This window comes from Devosia sp. A16, assembly GCF_001402915.1.
Taxonomy (GTDB): Bacteria; Pseudomonadota; Alphaproteobacteria; order Rhizobiales; family Devosiaceae; genus Devosia_A.
The window spans coordinates 4,121,268-4,142,162 of the sequence record NZ_CP012945.1 but is presented as its reverse complement, the minus strand read 5'-3'; the positions used below and the strand labels follow the sequence as shown (position 1 = coordinate 4,142,162).

At 65.6% G+C, this 20,895-nt stretch carries 23 protein-coding genes; 8 read left to right on the top strand and 15 right to left on the bottom strand.

Features of this window, described 5'->3' with window-relative positions:
• Window positions 1-26: 26 nt before the first annotated feature.
• The gene (locus APS40_RS19885; RefSeq protein ID WP_055048705.1) at window positions 27-488 is read right to left on the bottom strand and encodes a cupin domain-containing protein; all 462 of its coding nucleotides are present in this window, start codon (window positions 486-488) and stop codon (window positions 27-29) included.
• 169 nt (window positions 489-657) lie between these two features.
• Between APS40_RS19885 and APS40_RS19880 the strand changes: the two genes are divergently transcribed.
• Window positions 658-1,620 (top strand): Tim44 domain-containing protein, encoded by a 963-nt coding sequence (locus APS40_RS19880; RefSeq protein ID WP_055048704.1) that lies wholly within the window; start codon window positions 658-660, stop codon window positions 1,618-1,620.
• A 204-nt stretch (window positions 1,621-1,824) separates the two neighbouring features.
• On the opposite strand, the gene glpX is transcribed toward APS40_RS19880, so the two are convergent.
• Both glpX and APS40_RS19870 read right to left on the bottom strand, forming a co-directional pair.
• A complete protein-coding gene (gene glpX, locus APS40_RS19875) occupies window positions 1,825-2,805 on the bottom strand; it encodes a class II fructose-bisphosphatase (RefSeq protein ID WP_055048703.1) in 981 nt (326 codons plus the stop codon).
• 78 nt (window positions 2,806-2,883) lie between these two features.
• Window positions 2,884-4,224, bottom strand: coding sequence for a homoserine dehydrogenase (locus tag APS40_RS19870; RefSeq protein WP_055049747.1), 1,341 nt, complete (start codon window positions 4,222-4,224; stop codon window positions 2,884-2,886).
• A 233-nt stretch (window positions 4,225-4,457) separates the two neighbouring features.
• Between APS40_RS19870 and APS40_RS25005 the strand changes: the two genes are divergently transcribed.
• Genes APS40_RS25005 through APS40_RS24995 form a run of 3 tightly spaced genes read left to right on the top strand, consistent with a single transcriptional unit; the run spans window position 4,458 to window position 5,121 of the window.
• A complete protein-coding gene (locus APS40_RS25005; protein ID WP_156343008.1) occupies window positions 4,458-4,634 on the top strand; it encodes a hypothetical protein in 177 nt (58 codons plus the stop codon).
• A 14-nt stretch (window positions 4,635-4,648) separates the two neighbouring features.
• On the top strand, window positions 4,649-4,786 hold the full coding sequence (locus APS40_RS25000) for a hypothetical protein (protein WP_156343007.1): 138 nt from the start codon (window positions 4,649-4,651) through the stop codon (window positions 4,784-4,786).
• Window positions 4,783-5,121: a hypothetical protein gene (locus tag APS40_RS24995; protein WP_156343006.1), complete on the top strand. Its 339-nt coding sequence runs from the start codon at window positions 4,783-4,785 to the stop codon at window positions 5,119-5,121. Before APS40_RS25000 ends, APS40_RS24995 begins: the two co-directional genes overlap by 4 nt.
• A 458-nt stretch (window positions 5,122-5,579) precedes the next feature.
• Here the strand turns inward: APS40_RS24995 and APS40_RS19860 are convergent, their stop codons facing one another.
• From APS40_RS19860 to APS40_RS19845, 4 genes are all read right to left on the bottom strand, one after another.
• Window positions 5,580-6,797 carry an LL-diaminopimelate aminotransferase gene (locus tag APS40_RS19860; protein ID WP_055048701.1) on the bottom strand — a complete coding sequence of 406 codons (1,218 nt, stop codon included), beginning with the start codon at window positions 6,795-6,797 and terminating at the stop codon, window positions 5,580-5,582.
• Window positions 6,798-7,098: 301 nt separating this feature from the next.
• Window positions 7,099-7,746 (bottom strand): SdpI family protein, encoded by a 648-nt coding sequence (locus APS40_RS19855; RefSeq protein WP_055048700.1) that lies wholly within the window; start codon window positions 7,744-7,746, stop codon window positions 7,099-7,101.
• Complete coding sequence (locus tag APS40_RS19850; RefSeq protein WP_236884141.1) at window positions 7,743-8,012, bottom strand: autorepressor SdpR family transcription factor; 270 nt, start codon at window positions 8,010-8,012, stop codon at window positions 7,743-7,745. The genes APS40_RS19855 and APS40_RS19850 overlap by 4 nt, the downstream gene beginning before the upstream one ends.
• A 52-nt stretch (window positions 8,013-8,064) precedes the next feature.
• Complete coding sequence (locus APS40_RS19845; RefSeq protein ID WP_055048699.1) at window positions 8,065-9,090, bottom strand: glycosyltransferase family 4 protein; 1,026 nt, start codon at window positions 9,088-9,090, stop codon at window positions 8,065-8,067.
• 128 nt (window positions 9,091-9,218) lie between these two features.
• Between APS40_RS19845 and APS40_RS19840 the strand changes: the two genes are divergently transcribed.
• Window positions 9,219-10,619: a DUF2264 domain-containing protein gene (locus APS40_RS19840; RefSeq protein ID WP_055048698.1), complete on the top strand. Its 1,401-nt coding sequence runs from the start codon at window positions 9,219-9,221 to the stop codon at window positions 10,617-10,619.
• A 67-nt stretch (window positions 10,620-10,686) separates the two neighbouring features.
• On the opposite strand, the gene rpsI is transcribed toward APS40_RS19840, so the two are convergent.
• From rpsI to APS40_RS19825, 3 genes are all read right to left on the bottom strand, one after another.
• Entirely contained in the window at window positions 10,687-11,169 is a 483-nt protein-coding gene (gene rpsI, locus APS40_RS19835; RefSeq protein ID WP_055048697.1) for a 30S ribosomal protein S9, read from the bottom strand.
• On the bottom strand, window positions 11,169-11,633 hold the full coding sequence (gene rplM, locus APS40_RS19830) for a 50S ribosomal protein L13 (protein WP_055048696.1): 465 nt from the start codon (window positions 11,631-11,633) through the stop codon (window positions 11,169-11,171). Before rplM ends, rpsI begins: the two co-directional genes overlap by 1 nt.
• 164 nt (window positions 11,634-11,797) lie before the next feature.
• Window positions 11,798-12,853 carry a COX15/CtaA family protein gene (locus APS40_RS19825; protein WP_055048695.1) on the bottom strand — a complete coding sequence of 352 codons (1,056 nt, stop codon included), beginning with the start codon at window positions 12,851-12,853 and terminating at the stop codon, window positions 11,798-11,800.
• Window positions 12,854-12,995: 142 nt separating this feature from the next.
• Here APS40_RS19825 and APS40_RS19820 point away from each other — a divergent pair, with 142 nt between their 5' ends.
• Entirely contained in the window at window positions 12,996-13,205 is a 210-nt protein-coding gene (locus APS40_RS19820; RefSeq protein WP_055048694.1) for a DUF2842 domain-containing protein, read from the top strand.
• Between the two features lie 53 nt (window positions 13,206-13,258).
• Here APS40_RS19820 and APS40_RS19815 read toward each other — a convergent pair whose 3' ends face one another.
• The 3 genes from APS40_RS19815 to APS40_RS19805 are packed head-to-tail and all read right to left on the bottom strand — an operon-like array spanning window position 13,259 to window position 17,715.
• Complete coding sequence (locus tag APS40_RS19815) at window positions 13,259-14,545, bottom strand: UDP-N-acetylglucosamine 1-carboxyvinyltransferase (RefSeq protein WP_055048693.1); 1,287 nt, start codon at window positions 14,543-14,545, stop codon at window positions 13,259-13,261.
• Window positions 14,546-14,593: 48 nt separating this feature from the next.
• Window positions 14,594-15,628: a polysaccharide deacetylase family protein gene (locus APS40_RS19810; protein ID WP_055048692.1), complete on the bottom strand. Its 1,035-nt coding sequence runs from the start codon at window positions 15,626-15,628 to the stop codon at window positions 14,594-14,596.
• 5 nt (window positions 15,629-15,633) lie between these two features.
• Complete coding sequence (locus APS40_RS19805) at window positions 15,634-17,715, bottom strand: GumC family protein (protein ID WP_055048691.1); 2,082 nt, start codon at window positions 17,713-17,715, stop codon at window positions 15,634-15,636.
• A 158-nt stretch (window positions 17,716-17,873) separates the two neighbouring features.
• Here APS40_RS19805 and APS40_RS19800 point away from each other — a divergent pair, with 158 nt between their 5' ends.
• The gene (locus APS40_RS19800) at window positions 17,874-18,428 is read left to right on the top strand and encodes a polysaccharide biosynthesis/export family protein (protein WP_055048690.1); all 555 of its coding nucleotides are present in this window, start codon (window positions 17,874-17,876) and stop codon (window positions 18,426-18,428) included.
• Between the two features lie 148 nt (window positions 18,429-18,576).
• Window positions 18,577-19,092 (top strand): cyclic nucleotide-binding domain-containing protein, encoded by a 516-nt coding sequence (locus tag APS40_RS19795; protein WP_236884140.1) that lies wholly within the window; start codon window positions 18,577-18,579, stop codon window positions 19,090-19,092.
• A 3-nt stretch (window positions 19,093-19,095) separates the two neighbouring features.
• Here APS40_RS19795 and APS40_RS19790 read toward each other — a convergent pair whose 3' ends face one another.
• Both APS40_RS19790 and APS40_RS19785 read right to left on the bottom strand, forming a co-directional pair.
• Window positions 19,096-19,881, bottom strand: coding sequence for a metallophosphoesterase family protein (locus APS40_RS19790; protein ID WP_055048688.1), 786 nt, complete (start codon window positions 19,879-19,881; stop codon window positions 19,096-19,098).
• 18 nt (window positions 19,882-19,899) lie between these two features.
• Entirely contained in the window at window positions 19,900-20,874 is a 975-nt protein-coding gene (locus APS40_RS19785; RefSeq protein WP_055048687.1) for a phosphotransferase enzyme family protein, read from the bottom strand.
• Window positions 20,875-20,895 lie beyond the last annotated feature (21 nt).

Below are 20,895 nucleotides of genomic sequence, written 5' to 3'. Positions count from 1 at the left end.
GGCGCGGGGGCGGTTTTCCCGCCGCATCAGGGCTGAAGCGGCGGGCCGACAACCTGCATGCCGTGCCTGAGACTGAGTTCGCGGAACGCTTCGGAGGTCGGATCGACCATCTGCGTGGCAAAGAAGGCTTCCATACTGCCGGCCGGAATGAAGGTGACCATCATGCGCGCCGTCTCGGTGAGGTTGCGGAAGGCATGCGGAATGCCGCGCGGACCAAGCAGGGAGTCGCCCGGGCCAAGTTCGTAGGGCTGGTCACCGACCTGGAAGCGGAACCTTCCCTCCAGTACCTGGAACCACTCGTCCTGCTCGAAATGCAGGTGTAACGGCGGCCCGCCGGGCTTGAAGCGCCAGGTGTCGTAGGCGCAGAGCGCGCCATCGGTATCGCTGCCGGAAATCTTGCAGTCGAAACGACCGTTGAGGAAGTTCAGTGGAGCGGCGTGCCGATCTTCGCCGGAGCGGACCAGGACGACCTTATTCTCGGTGACCATACGAATGCCTCGTCGAAACCGGAATGTGGGCGGACTATCCTCCCGGCCCGATAGCCGGTCAAGCCAGGCGCCGCCCCCGGGAAAATCGAACCGGGGAAACCGGAAAGCTCTAGCGCTCAGGGGCAATGGTCCCCATATCAACGGCAACGTTTTCACATGGGGAACCACAATGTTCGCTTCGAAGGGCTTCCGGTTTTCGGCCCTCCTTGCCACGCTGATCATGGCCTTCTCGCTCGTCGCGGTCGATACCGCCGAGGCGCGGCGCGGCGGCAGCTTCGGCAGCCGCGGTATCCGCACCGAGCGGAGCGTGCCCTCGACGCAGGTCTCGCCCAAGACCACCGCGCCGGTGCAGAACACGATGACCAACGGCACGCAGCAGCGGAACACGGTGGGCAACGCCACCGCGCCGGCCCGGCCCAGCCTGTTCGGCGGGTTCGGCGGTGCGCTATTAGGCGGCCTGCTGTTCAGCGGCCTGTTCGGCATGCTGTTCGGCTTCGGCTTCGGTGGTTTCGGCGGCATGCTCGCCCTGCTCGTGCAGGTGGTGATCATCGGCCTCATCGTCAGCTTCTTCCTGCGGCGTCGGCAGCAGCGCCCGGCGATGGCCGGTGGGCCGCTGAACTACGAGGCGCCGGATGCGGGCCGCACCTATCGCGGCGGCGGCATGGGCCCCGGCCCGACGACAGCGCGCGGCCAGCGCTCGGCTGCCTCGCAGCGCGCCGGCCGGCGTGACGAAGTGGGCATTACCGACCAGGACCTGTCGAGCTTCGAGACCCAGCTCAAGGATATGCAGGATGCCTATTCGCGCGAGGACTATGCGGCGCTGCGCCGGATCACCACGCCCGAAGTGATGGGCTATCTCGCCGAGGAACTGGGCGCGAACGCCTCCAAGGGCCTGCGCAACGAGGTGTTCGACGTGAGCCTGCTGGCCGGCGACGTGGCCGAGGCCTGGCGCGAAGACGGCACCGACTACGCTACCGTGGCGATGCGCTACGAGAGCCGCGACGTCACCCGCAACCGCAGCACCGGCGAGATCGTCTCCGGTGACGACCGGGTCACCGAGACCACGGAGGTCTGGACCTTCCAGCGCCAGAATGGCGGGCGCTGGCTGATCAGCGCCATCCAGGAAGCGTAAGCTTCGAGTTACTGAATGCGCGGGCCGTCCCTTGGGGCGGCCCGTTTTGTTTCTACACGCCGAGACGGCCCCCTCCCATCCTCCCCCATGAAGGGGGAGGTGCCCTGCCGGTTTTCTGGGCACGATCGAGGACAGAGCCTCGACACTTCACCTCCCCCTTTATGGGGGAGGCCGGGAGGGGGCCGTCTCTGTCAGTATGGTTTCTTACCGCCGGTGTTCGGCGGTAATCCAGCGCACCGTCTGGCTCCAGGAGCGCATCACCACGGTGTTGGTGCGGACCGCGTTCTTGCCATAGCGCACCCCGCTCAGCAGGCTGCCGTCGGTGACACCGGTGGCGGCGAACAGGACGTCGCCGGAGGCCAGCTCGTCAGTGCGGTATTTCCGGCTCGGGTCCGATATCCCCATCTTCAGCGCCCGGGCCCGCTTGTCCTCGGTATCGAGGATGAGCTTGCCCTGCATCTGACCCCCGATGCAGCGCAGCGCTGCCGCAGCCAGCACGCCCTCGGGCGCGCCGCCGGAGCCGAGGTAGATGTCGATGCCGGTATCCTCGGTGTTCACCGCGTGGATGATGCCGGCGATGTCGCCGTCCGAGATCAGCTTGATGGCGACACCGGCCGAGCGGAGATCATCGATCAGCGCGGCATGGCGCGGCCGGTCGAGCACGCAGGCGGTGATCTCGTTGACCGGGACGCCCTTGGCCTTGGCCAGCGCCTTGACGTTGACGGTAGCGCTCTCGTCGAGATCGACCACACCGGCGGGATAGCCGGCGCCGATGGCGATCTTGTGCATGTAGACGTCTGGGGCGTTGAGCAACCCGCCGCGCTCGGCCATGGCCAGGACGCAGATCGAATCCGGTTGGTTCTTGGCGCACAGGGTCGTGCCCTCGAGCGGGTCGACGGCGATATCGACTTCGGGGCCGTCGCCCGCGCCGACCCCCTCGCCGATGAACAGCATCGGCGCCTCGTCGCGCTCGCCCTCGCCGATGACAATCCGGCCATGGATGTGGACATTCCCCATCTCGCCCCGCATCGCCTCGACGGCAGCGGCGTCAGCGGCCTTCTCGTTGCCCTTACCGCGCCAGGTGGCGGCGGCCAGTGCCGCGGCTTCGGTGACGCGCACCAGTTCGAGGGTGAGCGAACGATCGATCGCCGCCTGCCGGTCGGTGTCGGACTTGCTGAGCTTCATGAACACTCCCTGCCCCGCCGCACGGGGCTTTACGTGGCCTATGCGGTGCCGTCCCGAAACCGCAGGCCGGGAGAGCGCCTAGAGTTGCTCGATCCGGATCATCTGCGGATCGCCGACGATGAAGCCGTCGCCCTTGATCGCCTGGAGGGCGTCGCGGACGGTCTGCTCCATGGTGGAGTGCGTGAGCAGCACCACCGTGCGGGACTCGGTCCCCGTCACGCCCGGCTCGCTAACACGCAGATCCGGACGCTGGATGACGCTTTCGAGCGAAATGCCGGCGGCACCCATGCGGGTAGCAATAGCCGCAAACGCACCGGGTACATCCCTGACATTTAGTCGGATGTAGTAACCGCCCTCATGCTCCCGGATCGGCGCGCGCCGGTACGGGGTCAGCTCGGCGCTCGGCACGCCGAGCGGCGGCACCCGGGTGCCGCGGGCGATGTCGAGAATGTCGGAGAGGACGGACGAGGCGGTCGGCGGGCCGCCGGCGCCAGGGCCGGCCAGCAGCAGCTCGTGCACGTGATCGGTTTCGAGCGCCACGGCGTTGAGCACCCCATCGACCCCGGCCACTGCCGACGTCTTGGGCACCAGCGTGGGGTGCACGCGCTGATCGATGCCGTCGGCCGAGCGCTGGGCGATGCCGAGCAGCTTGATCTTGTAGCCGAGGTCGCCCGCCACCTTGATGTCGGCCTGGCTGATCCTGGTGATGCCCTCGACGAAGATTTCGTCGGGCGCGATCTCGCAGCCGAAGCAGAGCGAAGCGAGGATGGCCAGCTTGTGCGCGGTATCGAAGCCCTCGACATCGAAGGTCGGATCGGCTTCGGCGTAGCCCAGCTTCTGCGCATCGGCGAGGCACTCGGCAAAGCTGATGCCCTCATTGCCCATGCGGGTCAGGATGTAGTTGCAGGTGCCGTTCATGATGCCGTAGACGCGGGCGATACGGGCCGAGCCGAGGCCCTCGCGCAGCGTCTTGATAACCGGAATCCCGCCGGCGACCGCCGCCTCGAAGCCGAGCTGCGCTCCGGACTCCTCGGCGGCCTTGGCGAGGTTGACGCCGTGCCGGGCCAGCAGTGCCTTATTGGCGGTGACCACCGGGCGGCCGATCTCCAGCGCCGCCTTCACCGCGGCCAGTGCCGGTCCGTCCTCGCCGCCGATCAATTCGACGAACAGGTCGATGCCGTCGGATTTGGCCAGCGCCACCGGATCGTCGAACCATTCGAGGTTCGTCGTATCGATGCCCCTGTCGCGGCTGCGCGAACGGGCGCAGACGGCAGTGACGGTGATCTTGCGGCCGAGCTTGCGGGTCAGCTCTTCGCCATCCTTCTGGATGATGCGGACCAGCGTCGCGCCGACATTGCCGAGGCCGGCGACGCCGATGCGCAGCGGCGCTTCGAGCGCCGCATCGGCATGGTCCTGCATCGACTTCAGAATCCGGGTCCGCGTGTCCGAGCGCGGTTCGCGCCCTTCCCTCAGGTCGAACACGAAGAGCGGGTCGCCCGCGATGGTCCGTCCGAACCGGGTCGGGGTCCAGCCGCGCGCCGCAATGAAGGCTTCGACGGATTGGCGAAACGACTGGATATCGGACATAGAAACGCTCTCGGAATTGGTGCGAGAGCTATGGATAGGAAAGACCCTATCCGTCAATAGGATTGATGGACAGGCAGCTGCCACCCATATTGATAACCGCTGTCTCGCGGGAGGTTGCCATCTCTGACATCACCATCAAAGTTGATGACGCCGCCCTGGTCGCCGCTCTTAACGATCGCGCCAAGGGACATGGACGGACACGCGAGGAAGAAGCAAGCGATCTGCTGGCGCGCGCGCGTTGACAGAGACGGACAATATGGCAACGCGGTTGCGCGCGAGGTTCGGCCCTCTGGGGGGCGCCGACCTGTTCCTCATCAACCACTTCCTGGGCCGCGACCCTCCCTTCGCTCTCGATGACTACGACGAGCGCTACAAGGATGGCTCGACGGAGTGATCATCCTCGACACCAACGTCATCTCGGACGCGATCGCAGCGGTCCCGACTCCGCGCGTTCTGGAATGGCTTGCAGCCCAACCGATCGGGGACTTGTGGACCACCGCTGTCACGGCGGCTGAGCATGGCCACAGGCACCACACCCAGCGCCAGCAGCGCATCGTGATTGCCCCAACCCCAGGTGACGATCCGTTCGGGCGCCTTCTCGATCACCGTCTCGCCGAAGGCGTGTTTGATGGTGACCGGAAAGGACTGCGCCAGGGCCGGGGCCGCGGCGAACAGCAGGGCAAGCGCAACGAGAAGTCGGCGAAACATGAGATGCCTCCAGCAAACTGAAAGCTGATAACCCACCGGGTCATTCCCGCGAAAGCGGGAACCTCTGTTTGCGATGCCCGAAAGAAAACGGAGGTCCCCGCGAAAGCGCATGTGCGCTAAGTTAGGTGCTCCCACCGCAAGATGGGTCCCGCTGGGAGGGATGGTCAGCGCCAGCCACCCCTCACCCGTCTCGGCCTCCGGCCGATCCACCCTCTCCCCGACGGGGAGAGGAATAGAGGTGATCGCCGCGCTCTCGGTATTCTTCTCCCCGTCGGGGAGAAGGTGGCGCGTAGCGCCGGATGAGGGGTAAGCCACGATCGTCGAGGGATGGCGGCGACAATCCTCAAACCCACCAACCCTAAGCTAGCCCTTATGGGCTTTCGCGGGGATGACGCCGAGAGAGGGAAAGCTGTGGTGGCACTCACAAAGGCAAACGGCCCGGTCACTGACCGGGCCGCCGCAAGCTCATGTCCGTCTGCTTACTTCGCGGCGGTAATCGGCACGACGTTGCCGTGGCTCGGCTGGCCCGACAGGAACTTCTTCACGTTACGCGCGGCCTGACGGATACGCTGCTCGTTCTCCACCAGCGCCAGGCGAATGTACTGGTCGCCGTACTCGCCGAAGCCGACGCCCGGGGCGACGGCGACGCCAGTTTCCTGGATCAGGAGCTTGGCGAATTCGAGCGAGCCCAGATGCGCGAACTGGTCGGGGATGGGGGCCCAGGCGAACATCGTCGCCTTGGGCGACGGGATGGTCCAGCCAGCGCGGCCGAAGCTCTCCACCATCACATCGCGGCGGTCGCGATAGACGGTGCGGACATCCTCGATGACGCTGTCCGAACCGTTGAGCGCCGAAGCGGCCGCGACCTGGATCGGGGTGAACGCGCCGTAGTCGAGGTACGACTTCACGCGGGTCAGCGCCGCGATCAAGCGCTCGTTGCCGACGGCGAAGCCGACGCGCCAGCCGGGCATCGAGTAGGTCTTGGACATCGAGGTGAACTCCACCGTGATGTCCATGGCGCCCTCGACCTGCAGCACCGAGGGCGGCACTTCGTCATCGAAATAGATCTCCGAATAGGCGAGGTCGGAGAGGATGAAGATCGAGTGCTCGCGGCAGTACTTGACCACTTCCTTGTAGAAATCCAGCGACGCCGTGTAGGCGGTCGGATTGGCCGGGTAGTTGAGGATCAGCGCGATGGGCTTGGGGATCGAGTGCCTGACGGCGCGATCGAGCGCGCGCATGAAGTTCTCGTCCGGCTCGGCCGGCATCGAGCGGACGACGCCGCCGCTCATGATGAAGCCGAATGAATGGATGGGATAAGTCGGGTTGGGCACCAGCACAACGTCGCCGGGCGCGGTGATCGCCGCCGCCATATTGGCGAAGCCTTCCTTGGAGCCGAGCGTCGCCACCACCTGGGTGTCGGGATTCACCTTCACGCCGAAGCGGCGACCGTAATAGCTGGCCTGGGCCTTCCTGAGGCCGGGGATACCCTTGGACGATGAGTAGCGGTGGGTGCGCGGATCCTTCACCGTCTCCTTGAGCTTGTCGACGATGTGCTGGGGCGTCGGCATGTCCGGATTGCCCATGCCCAGGTCGATGATGTCGACGCCGTTGGCGCGCAACCTGGCCTTGATGGGATCGATATGGGCGAAGACGTAGGGCGGAAGGCGGCGGATGCGGTGGAAATCTTCGTTCATTGGAACCTCGGTGGACCGCGACCGCCCCTCAGGGACTCGCGACGCCTTCAGTGAGGCATCGATTATCGCGGAATTATGGTTTTGACTCGGTTAAGCGGCCGATGCCGGCCGCCGGGCTCGTTTGGTTCCGCTCTCCCCAGCCGCATGGCGGCGCTCGGGGAGAGCTAGCGAGCGGGGGCGCTAGCGCGCGCGACCGCTCCGGCTGCAAAGCCGGCGGCTGCGATTGGCGCTGCTACTCCCTGAGTCATGACCAAACCCTGCGTGAGGATTACGGAGCTTTAGTGGCGGAAACGGCCGGTGGTCAAGAGCGCTGTCGGCGTGAATAGCCGAGCGAATACACCACGCCGACCAGGATCGGCACGAACACACAGCCGAGCAGCCACCAGATCAGGAAGGGCGCCGGCAGCAGAGCTGCTGCAACGATCAGCACCAGCCCTGAGACGATGCAGAGCCAGCCGGTCAGCCGGTGCGTGGCCTGCCAGTTGGCCGGATCGTTCAGCGTCGTCGGTAGCCGGATACCGGCGAAGGTGTTGGGCTGGGACTTCGGCAGGACGTTGCCGAGCACCACCAGCAGCGCCCCCAAGGCAAAGCCCAGCATCTGGACCATGTTGACAGGCACGCCGATGCCGATCAGCACCGTCGCCACCTCCAGGACCAGTGCCAATCCGGTGATCGCGGTAACCACTACGCCGTAGCTGTGCCGCCCCGCGGCAAGGTCGGACGGCCTCGCGAAGCGGTTGAGCGCAACCAGGATCGCCCAGACCACCGCCACCATCAGAAGCGGCACGAGCAGCGCCCACTCGCGCGGCAGGAAACCGTCGGCCTCGCCGCTCGGCCCCCAATGCACCGGCAGCATCGTGCCCGCGGGCACCAGCATCAGGCCGCCGACGAAAGCCACGACCAGCGCGACGAGCAATGCGATGCGGACCGGAGTAAAGAACGGGCTCATGGCTTGGGTTCCCTGAAGCTGAGGAGGTTGGACAGCGCCTCTTCGAGAATGGACATGTTGAGGTGGTAGATCAGGCTGGTGCCCTGCCGCTCGACGGCGACCAGCTCGGCCTCCTTGAGCTTGGCGAAGTGCACCGACAGCGTCGGCTTGCTCAGAGTGAAATGTTCGGCCAGCGCACCGGCCGACATCGGCCCGGACCGCAGGAGCTGCAGGATCTCCCGGCGGACAGGGTGCGACAGCGCTTCGAAGACGGCATTGATACCCATAAGATCCGCTCGCTCGGCGACGGACCTTATTTAGTCTTTTCTCTAATTAGAGTCAAAGCGAATGAGCATCGCCCTTCACCGGGAGGTAGCGCAGAAACTGATCGGTGCTCGCAGCCCAGGAGAACTGCTCGGCATAGGCACGGCACTGGTCGCGGGATACGTCGAGGGCGCGGAGGGCCGCAGCCTTCAGGTCGTTGTCGAGCACACCGACCGGCGCATCGCCGATTACGTCGATCGGCCCGGTCACCGGGAACGCCGCCACAGGTGTGCCGCTGGCCAGCGCCTCGAGCAGCACCAGGCCGAAGGTGTCGGTCCTGGACGGAAAGACGAACACATCGGCCGAAGCGAAAAGGCGGGCCAGTTCCTCGCCCTGCCTGGGGCCGACGAACACCACATCGGGGTACTCGGCCTTCAGCTTGTCGAGGCTTGGTCCTCCCCCGACCACCAGCTTGGTGCCGGGCAAATCGAGCGAAACGAACGCGTCGATGTTCTTTTCCACCGCGACACGGCCGACATAGAGAAACACCGGTCCGTCATAGGCCAGCGGCTCGCGCCGCGCCGGATTGAACAGCTCGGTATCGACGCCTTTCTGCCAGATCACCGCATTGGTGAAGCCGCGCCGCTCCAGCAGCGTCTTCAGGTGCGGCGTGCCGACGAGGCAGTATTTCGCCGCGCCGTGGAACCAGCGCAGGAACCGATAGCTCCAGTGCAGCGGTACCGGCAACCGGGCGCGCAGGTATTCGGGGAACTGGGTATGATAAGCGGTCGAGAAGGCGAAACGACGCTTCCTGCACCAGCGCCGCGCCATGATGCCGAGCGGGCCTTCGGTGGCGATATGAATGGCATCCGGCGCAGCAGCTTCGATCCGCGCGTAAACCGGCTTCATCAGTGTGCGGCTGAGGCGGATTTCGCCATAGCCCGGCATCGGAAAGGTCTTGAACTCGTTCGGGGTCAAGAGCTTCACCGTGATGCCGCGCTGCTCCATCTCCCTGATCACCAGCTCGATCGAGCGCACCACCCCGTTGATCTGCGGGTGCCAGGCATCGGTGACGATGAGAACGGTCTTGGGCTGCGGCATTGGCTGCTCGTCTGGGCGCCTGGAAGGATGCGGGCCATGGGTATCCCGGACGCTTGAGGCTCGCAAGCCTCGCCAATTGCCGCGCCACCGGCGTCGCTGTAGACTTCCCGAGGTCACTGGGGGACCTGATGGGCTCGCCGTTCATGCCTGATCTGGGATGGTTTCGCTACCGTCCGGCGCCCCGCTATTCGAACGCGGCGGACTCCGAGCTGGCCCAGCTCTTCGCAACCGGCGCGTCCGCCGAACCCCGGTACGAGGCACTGGTGCGGTATTTCCTCAGAGGTTTCCTCGCCGCTGCAACACCCGATTACGAGCGCGCGCAGTACCGTGGCATGGGCAGTTCCCACGGCTATGGAGTAGCGGGGGTCGAAGGCTTCGCGCGCACCGCGCCACTGTTCGCGGCCTGGATCGCCGGCGGGCGCAATCCGGTATTCTCCGGACTGCCAGGCGTCGGGAGCGTCGATCTCATGGACCTGCTCGCCTCGGCCTTCACCGTGGGCTCCGACCCGCAACACCGCGGTTACTGGGGTACTCCAAGCGACTTCAGCCAGATTCTCGTGGAAGCCAGCGATATCGCGATTGCGCTATGGCTGGTGCGCGACAGTGTGTGGCCGCTGCTGCGACAGTCCGTGCAGTCGAACCTGCTCGGCTGGTTGCGGCTTGCGGCAATCGCAGATCGCCCGACGAACAACTGGCTGCTATTCGGTGCGACGGCCGCGGCAGTCGCCGCCACACTTGAAGGGCGCCCGGTCCCCAGCCTGCCTGGCTATGAGCGCTTCAAGCCACTCTACCTCGGACATGGCTGGTTCTCGGACTCGGCCACGGGGCGGGTGGTCGACTACTACAATGTGTGGGGCATCACCTACCAGTTGGCGTTTCTCCACCTGATCCAGCCTGACTACGACCGACGGTTCCTGCATGATGCGGTGCTGGCTTCCGCAGATCTTACGGCGCACCTGATCAGCCCGCTTGGCATTCCGATCATGGGCCGCAGCGTCTGCTATCGCACGGCCGCGGCTGCCCCCCTGTCGGTTGCCACCCTACTCGATCCCGATGCCGCAAGGCTTGGTCTTGCGCGACGCGCCAACGACTGCGTCTGGCGGTATTTCCTTGCACACGGAGCGGTCCGAGGCGGCACGCTGACGCAAGGCTATTTCGGCGACGATCCGCGCGTCCTCGACAGCTATTCCGGACCGGGCAGCAGCCACTGGGGACTTCGTTCGGTGATCCCACTATTGCTGCATTCACCAGGTTCTCCCTACTGGTCGGCCCCCGAGAAGCCGCTGCCGGTGGAAGTGGGAGATTATCGGCTCGACTTGCCCGAGTTGGGCTGGGTGGTCGAAGGCGAGCAGTCCTCGGGAGATATCCGGATCGTCATTCCGCTCAACCGAGGAAACAGTCCGGCGCTGGAGCGCTACACCTGGCGGCACCGGCTCGGCGAGTTGCGCCGGCGGCGGGCGCGTCGGCCAAACAACCGCCCCGCGGCCTATGATGCAGAAGCCTACTCCGCCCTCGCTCCTACCCCTTGAAGGACTGACCGCAAAACAAAAAGGCCCGCCGAAGCGGGCCTTTCCAATCTTTTCCGACGCTCGAAGCTTAGCGCTTGGAGAACTGGAAGGAACGACGGGCCTTGGCCTTGCCGTACTTCTTGCGCTCGACCACGCGGCTGTCGCGGGTGAGGAAACCGCCGGCCTTCAGCACGCCGCGCAGCTCGGGCTCATAGTAGGTGAGCGCCTTGGAGATGCCGTGACGGACAGCGCCCGCCTGGCCCGACAGACCGCCGCCCGAAACGGTGGCGACCACATCGTACTGGTCGACGCGCGCCGCAGCGACGATCGGCTGCTGCAGCACCATCTGGAGCACCGGACGGGCGAAGAAGGCGTTGAACTCCTTGCCGTTGACGGTGATCTTGCCGTTGCCCGGCTTCACCCACACGCGGGCGATGGCGTTCTTGCGCTTGCCGGTCGCGTAGGCGCGGCCCTGAGCGTCGAGCTTCTGCACGTGCACGGGAGCGTCGGCCGCAACAGCGGCGACGTTGGCAGCGCCCAGATCTTCGAGCGAATTGATGGTCTCGGCCATTACTTGGCCCTCACATTCTTGGTGTTGAACGAAGCGACGTCGAGCTTCACGGGCGACTGGGCTTCATGCGGGTGAGTCTCACCGGCATAGACGCGCAGGTTGCCGTACTGCTTGCGGCCAAGCGGGCCTTCCGGGATCATGCGGCGGACGGCGTTCTCCAGCACGCGCTCGGGGAAACGCCCCTCGAGCAGCTGACGCTGGGTACGGTCCTTGATGCCACCCGGGTGCCCGGTGTGCCAGAAGAACCGGCGCTGATCGAGCTTCTTGCCGGTCAGCTTTACCTTGTCGGCATTGATCACGACGACGTGGTCGCCGGTGTCCATGTGCGGGGTGTAGGTGGGCAGGTGCTTGCCACGCAGACGCATGGCGATGATGGAGGCGACACGGCCAACCACCAGATCCTTGGCGTCGATCAGGATCCACTTCTTCTGGATCTCGTCCGGCTTCGCCGTGTAGGTGCTCATTTGGTTTTCCTTGAAAGCAGGCAGAGTGACCCCTGCCCCGTATTCGTGGCGCGGATATACGGAGACGCACCAGAAGCGTCAAGCGGAAAGATTTAGCTAAGCAATTTCAATAGCTTGCGCAGTTGGTATCATACTACCACATACTAAGCCATTGATTTTGCTTGCTATGCCATCCGGCGCGGAGTGGTATCCGCCAGATAGGCCGTCACCAACCCGGCAAGCATGAAGGCCAAGGCCTGATGGCCGAGCGCCAGCGAGATCGGCACCATGCTGAGGAGCGTCGCGATGCCGAGGCCCACCTGCAGCACGATGAGCAGCGAGATGCGCGGCAGCCAGCCATGCACGCCACCGAAGCCGCCCCGCTTAGACTGCCGCCAGAGCAGCCAGCCGACATAGAGCACCACCGCGTAGGCGATCATCCTGTGGATGAACTGCACGGTCAGGGTGTTTTCGAACAGGTTCTTCCAGAACGGCTCGATGACATCGAGTCCGTGCGGGATCAGTGCCCCGTCCATCAGCGGCCAGGTATTGTAGCCCATGCCGGCATCGAGTCCGGCGACGAAGGCGCCGGCGACGATCTGGATCAGGATGAGGATCAGCAGCCCCCAGACGGGCCACCCGGCGGCACTGGTGGGCCTGGCAGGCTCCAGCCGGCGCGCTACCCAGATCAGCGCGATGAACAGCAGCGATGCAGCTCCCAGATGCGCGGCCAGACGATATTGCGACACCGAGGTCAGTTCCGACAGGCCGGACGACACCATCCACCAGCCGAGAAAGCCCTGGAAGCCGCCGAGGACGAACAGCCCGGCGAGCGGCGCAGCGAGGCTCCAGTTGAAGCGGCGCTGGAACAGGAACACCGCGAACGGAATGGCGAAGGCGAAGCCGATGACGCGGCCGAGGAAGCGGTGCGCCCACTCCCACCAGAAGATCGACTTGAAGTCCTCGATCCCCATCCAGGAGTTCTGCACGCCCTGCGGGATCTCCTTGTAGGCCTCGAACTCGGCCCGCCAGTCGGCATCGCTGAGCGGCGGGATGGCGCCCGAAATCGGCTTCCATGAGGTGATCGACAAACCGGACTCGGTCAGTCGCGTCGCGCCGCCGACCACCACCATGATCAACACCAGCAGCGCCATGCCGTAGAGCCAGAGGCGGACCGGCCGCAGCCGATCGGCGGCGGGCGTGGTCGGTGTGGCGGATTGTGCTGTTGCGCTGAGAGCCAAGATGGGTTCCTTTCGGCCCCGACCTACTCCCGGCAGCGCGCCCTTACAATGGCCGCGATGCCGCATCCGAAGAGTCTTTATGTTGTCGCGCGGTCGAACCGGAAAAGTCTGCAACTTTTCCTAACCACGCTCCGGAGCCAAGATGTCCCAATCCACCCGCAAGCTCATCGGCACCGTGCTGATCCTTCTCTCCCTGGTTGTCTGGTCGACCATGGGCATGTGGATCTACATGAGCTTTCTCGGCGCCACCGCCTGGTGGCTGCTCATCGGCTTTTTCGCGGTGATGGGAATGAGCTGGTTCTACCCCGCCACCTGGATCATCCGCTGGATGGCGAAGCCGGACGGGGAGTAGGCCCTCGCTCCGGCCGGCCTCCCTCCCCCTTGAGGGGAGGGAGGAGAGGGCCATTACTCCCAACGCACCTTGGCGCCGAGCGAGGTCATCTTTTCGACGAAGTGCGGATAGGCGCGGCGGATCGGGTCGGCGTTCTTGATGCGCGACTCGCCGGGGATCTGGATCGCCGCCAGCAGCAGCGCCACGACCACGCGGATGATGTAGGGGGCTTCGACCGTCGCCGGGCGCAGCGGATTGCCGCCGAACACCACGAGGCGGTGCGGGTCGGAGAGATGGACGCGGGCGCCGAATTTCAGCAGCTCGGCGCTCCAGCCGAGGGCCCCCTCATAGACCTTGTTCCAGAACATGATGTCGCCGGTGCAGCCGACCGAGATGCCGATGGCATGCGGCAGCAGGTCGGCCGGGAAGTATGGCCAGGGCGCCGCCTCGATCTTGGGCAGCATCTCGGCGGTGTAGGGTTCGGTGACCTTGCGGGTCCAGCCGGTGGCGGTGACCTTGCCGTCCTCGACCTCGAACTCCAGCCCGAGCTTGCCGAACTGACGCAGGATCAGCGTCAGCTGCGGGCCCATGTCGGTCTCGACAGTCAGCCGGCCGCCGGTCACCGCGCCGATGGCGAGGAAGGTCGCGACTTCATGGTGGTCGTCCGGGACGCGGGCGGTGGTGCCCGAGAGCTTGCCGACGCCGCGCACCGTCAGGCGCGACGTGCCGATGCCGTCGATATCGGCGCCCATCGCCGCCAGCATGTCGCAGAGCGCCTGCACATGCGGTTCGGAGGCGGCATTGTTCATCGTCGAGGTGCCGTGCGCCAGCGCCGCGATCATCACGAAGGTCTCGGTGGCGGTCACCGAGGCATAATCCGGCCAGAGGTCGACGCCCCGGATCTGGTTGCGACGCTCGATGCGATAGGGGTGGGTGCCGGCGATAGTGCCGCCGAAGCGTTCGAGAATGTCGAGATGCGGATCGATCTCGCGCACGCCGAGCGCGCAGCCCTTGGCCTCGGTGTCGAAGATCAGATGATCGCTGCGCAGCAGCACCGGGGCCAGGAGCAGCACCGCGGCGCGGATGCCGACCGGCAATTCGGCATCGGAAGTCGCGAAGGCGGTGAAGTCGTGCTGGATGGTCAGCGTCTGCGCCTCGAGGCTGCGCTGGACGCGCGAGCCCTTGGAGCGGAAATACTCGACCAGCTTATCGATATCGCTGATTTCGGGGACGTTGGTGAGCGTCACCTCCTCATCGGTCAGCAGGGTGGCGCAGAGCATGGGCAGCACCGCGTTCTTGTTGCCTGAGGGGCGGATGGTGCCGGACACCGGGTTCGCGCCATCGACAATGAGGTCAGCCATGAAAGCTCCGGGAGAATCTGTAAGCGAGGGACATGAGGTAAGAACCGATCAAACCGGCAGCATTGAGAACACGGCCGGAGTGGCGAAGACGTCGACATAGCGCCGGGCCTGTAACAGGCCGTTGAGGGACACCCGGGGCAGCGCGTGCAGACTATGCCGATGGCCGGCATAGAGCCCGCCCGGCCTGGTGGTCACCGCCGTACGCAACCCGAGCTCGCGCGCGAGACCATACTCCCGCGGGCCGGCCGACACACTGGCGCCGAACGGATAGCTGAGATGCAGCGGCGTCTTGCCGAACTGGGCCTTGAGGATGCGAACCGACTGCTCGATCTCGTTGCGTGCGTCCGTCGGCGAGAGCTTGGCGAGCTCGTAGTGATGCACGGTATGAGCGCCGATGGTGCAGAGCGGATCGGCGGCAAAGTGCCTGAGCTCGCTCCAATCCATGATCAGCTCGCGACACTGCTGCCTTAGATCAAAGCCGTACTGTCCGGCGATGTCGCGGATCAGCTTGACCCGATCCGCCTCCGGCATGGTGCGCATCCGGCGATAAAGCGCAGCATAGGCCCGCTGTTTTTCCTCGAGATTGGCGGTCGGGTAATACTCGGTGTCTCCGGCATAGGTGACGGCCAGAGCGTTCTGGGCGGCGACGATGTCCTCCAGCGCCTGCCACCAGACCTCCCCTACCCCGTCGACCAGCGCAGTCGGCACGTAAAGGGTGAAGGGGCATTGCTGCCGGCGCAGCACAGGCAAGGCGTAGCGCAGGTTGTCGCGGTAGGCATTATCGAAGCTGAACACCACGAACGGTCGGACGGCCTGCTCCGCCTCGATCCGCCGCGCGGCTTCGTCCATATCGACGATATCGAAGCCGAGCTGCCGCATCCGGATGATGGCGTATTCGAGGAAGTCCGGCTTCACCTGCAGGATTGCATTCGGCGAGAAATCTGCCGGATCATCGGGCAACACCCGATGCAGCGTGAAGATCACGCCGCGCGCTTTGGAACGCTTGCGGATCAGGTGCGTCGTGCCGCTCGCCCACAATAGTTCGAACGCGGCGCCGATCAGCCTGTACTTGAGGCTTGCCATAGAGCCTATGCCACGTTCGCCCTGGCGGTGGGCAGGCTCACCACCCGGCCGACCTCGAAGCCCAGCGCGGCAATGTCGCGGCGCGCGGCGCCCACCGCGACCGGATTGCTGTCGGAGCTCGCCACCAGCACCACGCTGGCCCTCGCGCCGCTGAACAGCGGCAAGTTGGAGGCGAGGCCGACGCGACCGGTGTCGACGATCACCACGTGATAGATGTCGGCAAGCGCCTCGACCATGGTCAGCGGCCGCGAGGAGCGGCGGTCGAGCGCGTCGAGCCGGCCCCACGGCACCTCGGCAAGGTTATCCCCGGCCCGCTGCATCACGTCGCCATAGTCGGCGTGTTCGGCAGCCAGGTCGGTGAGCCCGGGCGCTGCACTCGGCTCGCCGCTGCCGGCGTCGACCACAACGGCGCTGAGGCCGGCCATCAGCGCGTCCTCGAGCAGCCGGTCGATCACCATCAGGGGCTCGGCGCCGCCGTCGAGGCTCGCCAGCAGCACCGTGCGCAACTGATGGGCGCTGACCGCAGCGGAAAGCTGGGCAAGCTCATCGGCAGCGGCAGGACGCGGCGCGGGTGCCAGACTCGATTCTACCGCCTGCTCCAGTTCGTCGTCGATGTCGTCATTGCCCGAAAAGGGCGGCGGCGCCTCAGCTTCGTAGCGCTCGTCCGCTGCCTCGACATCGGCGACGCGCTGCCGCTCGACCAGCACACGACCGGACATCAGTTCTCCCATCAGCACGGCGCCCCCCTGCAGCGCCAACGCCACGAAGCCGACCGCTCCGAGGATCAGTGGGATCTTCGGCGCTGCCGGCTCGACCGAGGGCGCTGCCTCGCTGACAATGCGAACATCCGGCAGCGCGGCGTTCGAGGCCGTGCGGGACGTCGCATCGGAATATTTGGCCAGGTAGCTCTCGAGCAGATCGCGCTGCGTCTTGGCCTCTCGGGCGAGGCCATCGAGGGTTACGCTGCCCTTGGTGGCGTCGCCTGCCGTCAGCTTGGCGCGGCTCAGGTCGTCGCGCAGTCGCTGTTCGAGCCCGGCCTCGACCTTGGCCTCGGCATCGAGCGCATCGGCGACCCGCGCGGCCTCGGCGGCGACCTGCCGGGTCAGCTCGCCGATCTGCGCCTTCAGCGCCTTGATGGTGGGGTGGTTGGAGAGCAGCGTGGTCGATTTCTGCGCCAGGTCGGCCTGCAGGTTCGCCTTGGTCTGCAGCAGGCTCTGGATCACCACCGAGTTGCGCACGTCGTTGACACCGTCGAGCGACTGGCCCGAGGCGATCATGCCCCGGATCACTTTCGAACGCGATTCGGCGTCGTTCTTGCGTTGCTGCGCCTCGGCGATCTGGGTGGTGACGACACTGAGCTGCTGATCGGTCACCGACACGTTGTTGCTGCCGACGTAGAGATCGTTGTCGACCTTGTAGTTGGCGACGGCCGTCTCGGCGGCCTTGACCTCGGTGCGGAGCTTGTCGATCTCTTGCCGCAGCCACACGGTGGCGTCGGCGGTGTCGGCCAGCGACTGGGCGGCGCGACGCTTCACGTGGCCGGCGGCGATGGCGTTGGCGATGCGCGCCGCCAGTTCGGGATCGCTCGAGCGGACATGGATCGAAATGACTGCCGAATCGCGCTCACGGATCACCGTCAGGCGGTCGGCGAGGTTGCCGAGCACCGTCTCGTCGACGCTGCGCGGCTCCGGCCCGCGACCGATCAGGCGCAACAGCAAGCCCAGCGGCGAGAAGCCGGCGTTGGCGAACTCGGGCACCGAACGAAGGTTCTGCGAATCCACCACCTCGAGCAGCAGGTCGCGCGATTTGATCAGCTCGACCTGGCTGGACATCAGCGCCTCGGTGTTGACGGCACTGCCGCTCGACGGCGCCTCAATCGCGGCGCGGGTGTAGATGTTGTTGCGGGGCTCGACCAGCAGACTGGTCGACGACTCGTAGCTCTTGGGGACGAACAGCAGGATCACCGCCGTCGCGACCAGCAGCAGCACGGTGACGAGCACAATGCGCAGGGCACGCGACAGCAGGGCGGCAAAGAGCGCCCCCACGTCCATCCGCACATCGTCGGCGCGCTCGAAATCGGAACTCACTCGCCCGCCCTCACTGTTACCCCCGAGCTATGCCCCCGGCGTGGTAAGCATTCGGTTAAGCCGGCTCGCAAAGTGGGATGGCGACGGCGGTTTTCTAAGCAGAATGTTAACCATAGCACCCGACACTGGCGCCCTGATCAGAGCTTCCAGGGATAGCCATGCGCTGGCTGCGTCTCCTTTTCATCGTGCTGCTGGTGCCGCTGGCGGCCTGTGCCGTGAACGGCAAGCCATCGACCTACCTCGTCGAGGTGAAGGGCCCCTACACGCTAGATACCGGCGATGTGGTGCGGGTGAGCGTCTATGGCGAAGCCGAGCTCTCCAAGAGCTACCAGGTGGATGATGGCGGCGCCGTGGCGCTGCCGCTGGTCGGGCCGGTGAAGGTGCGCGGCAAGACCACGCAACTGGCCGCCGCCTCGATCACCGCCGCGCTGGCCCAGGGCTATATTCGCGAACCCAGCGTCGCGGTCGAGATCGAGACCTATCGTCCGTTCTTCATCCAGGGCGCCGTCAAGAACGGCGGGCAGTTCCCCTATGTCTACGGCATGACGGTGCGCGCCGCGATCAGCACCGCCGGCGGCTACTCCGATACCGCGGAGCGCAGCAAGGCGGTGATCTACCGCCGGCAGGGCAACCAGATGGTCAAGGGGGCGGTGAACCTCGACTTCCCCATCTATCCCGGAGACACCATCGTGGTGTCGGAGCGCTGGCTCTGAAGGCCCGGCACGTCCCCTGGAATACTGGCTCATCTCCAGCGGCGCCTGTCCGTCCCACCTGCCTACTGCCATGAAGATCGGCGATTTGACTTGGCGGCACCGGCCCGGCGAGCGCATTGTCCCGTGACATCAAAGCGGGGGGGCAGCCGTGGAACCTCAGAACACCTCGATGCAGGCGGTGCTCGCCTCGACGGACGATCTGGCCAAGGTGCGCTACGACACGGGCGATGTGCTGATCGCCGAGGGGCCGAGCAGCGGTGTGCTGTATATCCTCGTCGAGGGTGCGGTCGAAGTGCTGCGCGGGGACGTGCGCGTCTCGCTGGTCGATGAGCCCGGTGCAGTGTTCGGCGAAATCTCGGCGCTGCTCGGCCGCGCGCACAGCGCCACGGTGCGGGCGATCGAACCGGTCACCGTCCACCGTATCGAGGATGCCGAGAGCTTTCTCCAACTGCGGCCGGAGATCGTCTTTCACGTGGCTCGCATCCTCGCCAGCCGTCTGGTCGACGCCACGACCTATCTCGCCGATCTCAAGCATCAGTTCGCCGATCGCAACGACCACCTGGGCATGGTCGACGAGGTACTGGAGGCCCTGGTGCACCAGCAGTTGCCAACCCAGGCGATCGCCCCGGTCGACGCTGACGATAAACCCGATCCCCGGCTCTAGCCCCTAAGCCGGGGGCGGCGCAGGCGGCAGCCAGGCCGGCCACTCGAACATCTCTTCGGGCACACCGTCATTGCCCCAATCGAGCGTTCCTGCCCCTTCGAACGAGAACCACGCCGCGTGCCGCGACGCTGTATCGACGACGATATGGGTCGGGACCCCGCCCAGTTGCCGGCCGGGGTTGAAGACCCATGTGTCGCCAAGCCGCGCGGCCCACGAGCCGCCACGCGCAAACGGCGCTTCATGCACGTGTCCACTGAACACCAGTCGCGGTTGGTATTGCGCAATCCAGCTCGCCAGCTCCAGATCCCCATAGTAGCGCGAGCCCGACCAACTGACCTGCGCCTCGGCGGGGGGCGCGTGGTAGACCCAGATCCAGTTGGATCCACGGGCTGGTGCGGCCTCCGCCAGTTGCCGGGCAATGGCATGCTTGGCGATCTCGCCATCCCACCAGGGGCAGACGGTGATGGTGTCCTCGCCGATGGCGAAGGTCTCGTTATCGGCATGGGCGCCCTGCCCCCGCGCATAGGGGACCCAGCGCGCATATCGCTCGCCAGTCGAATAGGCGTGGTTGAGGTCGTGATTGCCCGAGCAGACCACCAGCGGCACGATCGAGCGCAACCGCTCGAGATATTTCAGCACCACCACCATTTGCGCGCTGGTGGTGACGAAGGAGCTGCCATCCAGCAAGTCTCCAGCGATGATCAGCAAGTCATAGCGGCTGCCGACGGAGACGAGCCAATCGAACTGCGGCAGGTTGTAGTGTAGATCGGCGACAGCGAGGATGCGCATGGCGCCCTCCCCCGGCCGTCAGCGGCTCAGATACTTCCGCGCCATTATCGCCGTGTCCAGTGCAAACCGCTCGGCATTCGACCTGGCAAGCTCGGTTTCGCCATGGGAGCCGATCCAGGCCAGTAGCGCCATACGACGCAGCAGGATGAGCGAATCGATCATCCGCAGGTCCTCCGGCTTCAGCGGCCGAACTTCCATATATGCGCCGAGCCAGGAACGGATCAGCGCCGGCAGTTGCGGCGAGGTCTCGATGAACGACAGGCTGGCCGCCAGATCGTAGAGAAACCAGCCGTAGCCGGAATCATCGAAGTCGAGCAGCACGGTGTGCTCGCCATCGATCAGCAGGTTGGCGAGCCGCATATCGGCATGGATCAACCCGAAGCGGTCGATATCGGTGCCATAGGCCCTGAGGTCGGCGCGCAATGCCGCATCGAGTTCGGTCAGCGTCGCAAGGGTATCGCCCTCGACATGCGGCGCCTTGCGCCAGTCGCCCCACAGACCGGAGGCATCGAGGATGCCTACGGCATCCCAGATCGGCCGGACGAATTTCTCGGGCTGCTGCCAGCTCGCAATGTGGTTGTGCAGCGTCGCGGCATAGCGTCCGAGCGTGGCGAACAGCGGCACCAGGTCGGCGTCGGGCTGTGGCTCGACGCCGTTCTCGAAGGCGAAAAGCGCAGCGAAGCGATCGGGCGCCACCTCCTGCACGATCTCGCCATCGGCGCCCGGAATGGGGCGCGGCACCGGGATTTCGGTGTCGTCGGTAATCGCTTCAAGCCAGGCCAGTTCACTGCCGATGGCAGTCCGCGACTGATAGCGCGGCCGGTGCAGGCGCAACACGTGGCGCGAGCCAGTCGCGCCATCGATGCGGAACGTGTGATTCTCGGAAAGATTGATCAGTGTCGGCGTGCCGCCTGCGACGACCGGCCAGCGTTCCAGGCTGGCAGCAACGAGCGACAGTTCCTCCGGGAGCGGATCGCTGGGGGCAATATCCAATCCGCTATCCTCTAGGCTTGG

Bases quoted from the DNA above. Each gene is read 5' to 3' on its own strand.
- APS40_RS19885 (WP_055048705.1), bottom strand. From the start codon at position 488: ATGGTCACCGAGAATAAGGTCGTCCTGGTCCGCTCCGGCGAAGATCGG.
- APS40_RS19880 (WP_055048704.1), top strand. From the start codon at position 658: ATGTTCGCTTCGAAGGGCTTCCGGTTTTCGGCCCTCCTTGCCACGCTG.
- glpX (WP_055048703.1), bottom strand. From the start codon at position 2,805: ATGAAGCTCAGCAAGTCCGACACCGACCGGCAGGCGGCGATCGATCGT.
- APS40_RS19870 (WP_055049747.1), bottom strand. From the start codon at position 4,224: ATGCAGGACCATGCCGATGCGGCGCTCGAAGCGCCGCTGCGCATCGGC.
- APS40_RS25005 (WP_156343008.1), top strand. From the start codon at position 4,458: ATGGACAGGCAGCTGCCACCCATATTGATAACCGCTGTCTCGCGGGAG.
- APS40_RS25000 (WP_156343007.1), top strand. From the start codon at position 4,649: ATGGCAACGCGGTTGCGCGCGAGGTTCGGCCCTCTGGGGGGCGCCGAC.
- APS40_RS19860 (WP_055048701.1), bottom strand. From the start codon at position 6,797: ATGAACGAAGATTTCCACCGCATCCGCCGCCTTCCGCCCTACGTCTTC.
- APS40_RS19855 (WP_055048700.1), bottom strand. From the start codon at position 7,746: ATGAGCCCGTTCTTTACTCCGGTCCGCATCGCATTGCTCGTCGCGCTG.
- APS40_RS19850 (WP_236884141.1), bottom strand. From the start codon at position 8,012: ATGGGTATCAATGCCGTCTTCGAAGCGCTGTCGCACCCTGTCCGCCGG.
- APS40_RS19845 (WP_055048699.1), bottom strand. From the start codon at position 9,090: ATGCCGCAGCCCAAGACCGTTCTCATCGTCACCGATGCCTGGCACCCG.
- APS40_RS19840 (WP_055048698.1), top strand. From the start codon at position 9,219: ATGGGCTCGCCGTTCATGCCTGATCTGGGATGGTTTCGCTACCGTCCG.
- rpsI (WP_055048697.1), bottom strand. From the start codon at position 11,169: ATGGCCGAGACCATCAATTCGCTCGAAGATCTGGGCGCTGCCAACGTC.
- rplM (WP_055048696.1), bottom strand. From the start codon at position 11,633: ATGAGCACCTACACGGCGAAGCCGGACGAGATCCAGAAGAAGTGGATC.
- APS40_RS19820 (WP_055048694.1), top strand. From the start codon at position 12,996: ATGTCCCAATCCACCCGCAAGCTCATCGGCACCGTGCTGATCCTTCTC.
- APS40_RS19815 (WP_055048693.1), bottom strand. From the start codon at position 14,545: ATGGCTGACCTCATTGTCGATGGCGCGAACCCGGTGTCCGGCACCATC.
- APS40_RS19810 (WP_055048692.1), bottom strand. From the start codon at position 15,628: ATGGCAAGCCTCAAGTACAGGCTGATCGGCGCCGCGTTCGAACTATTG.
- APS40_RS19800 (WP_055048690.1), top strand. From the start codon at position 17,874: ATGCGCTGGCTGCGTCTCCTTTTCATCGTGCTGCTGGTGCCGCTGGCG.
- APS40_RS19790 (WP_055048688.1), bottom strand. From the start codon at position 19,881: ATGCGCATCCTCGCTGTCGCCGATCTACACTACAACCTGCCGCAGTTC.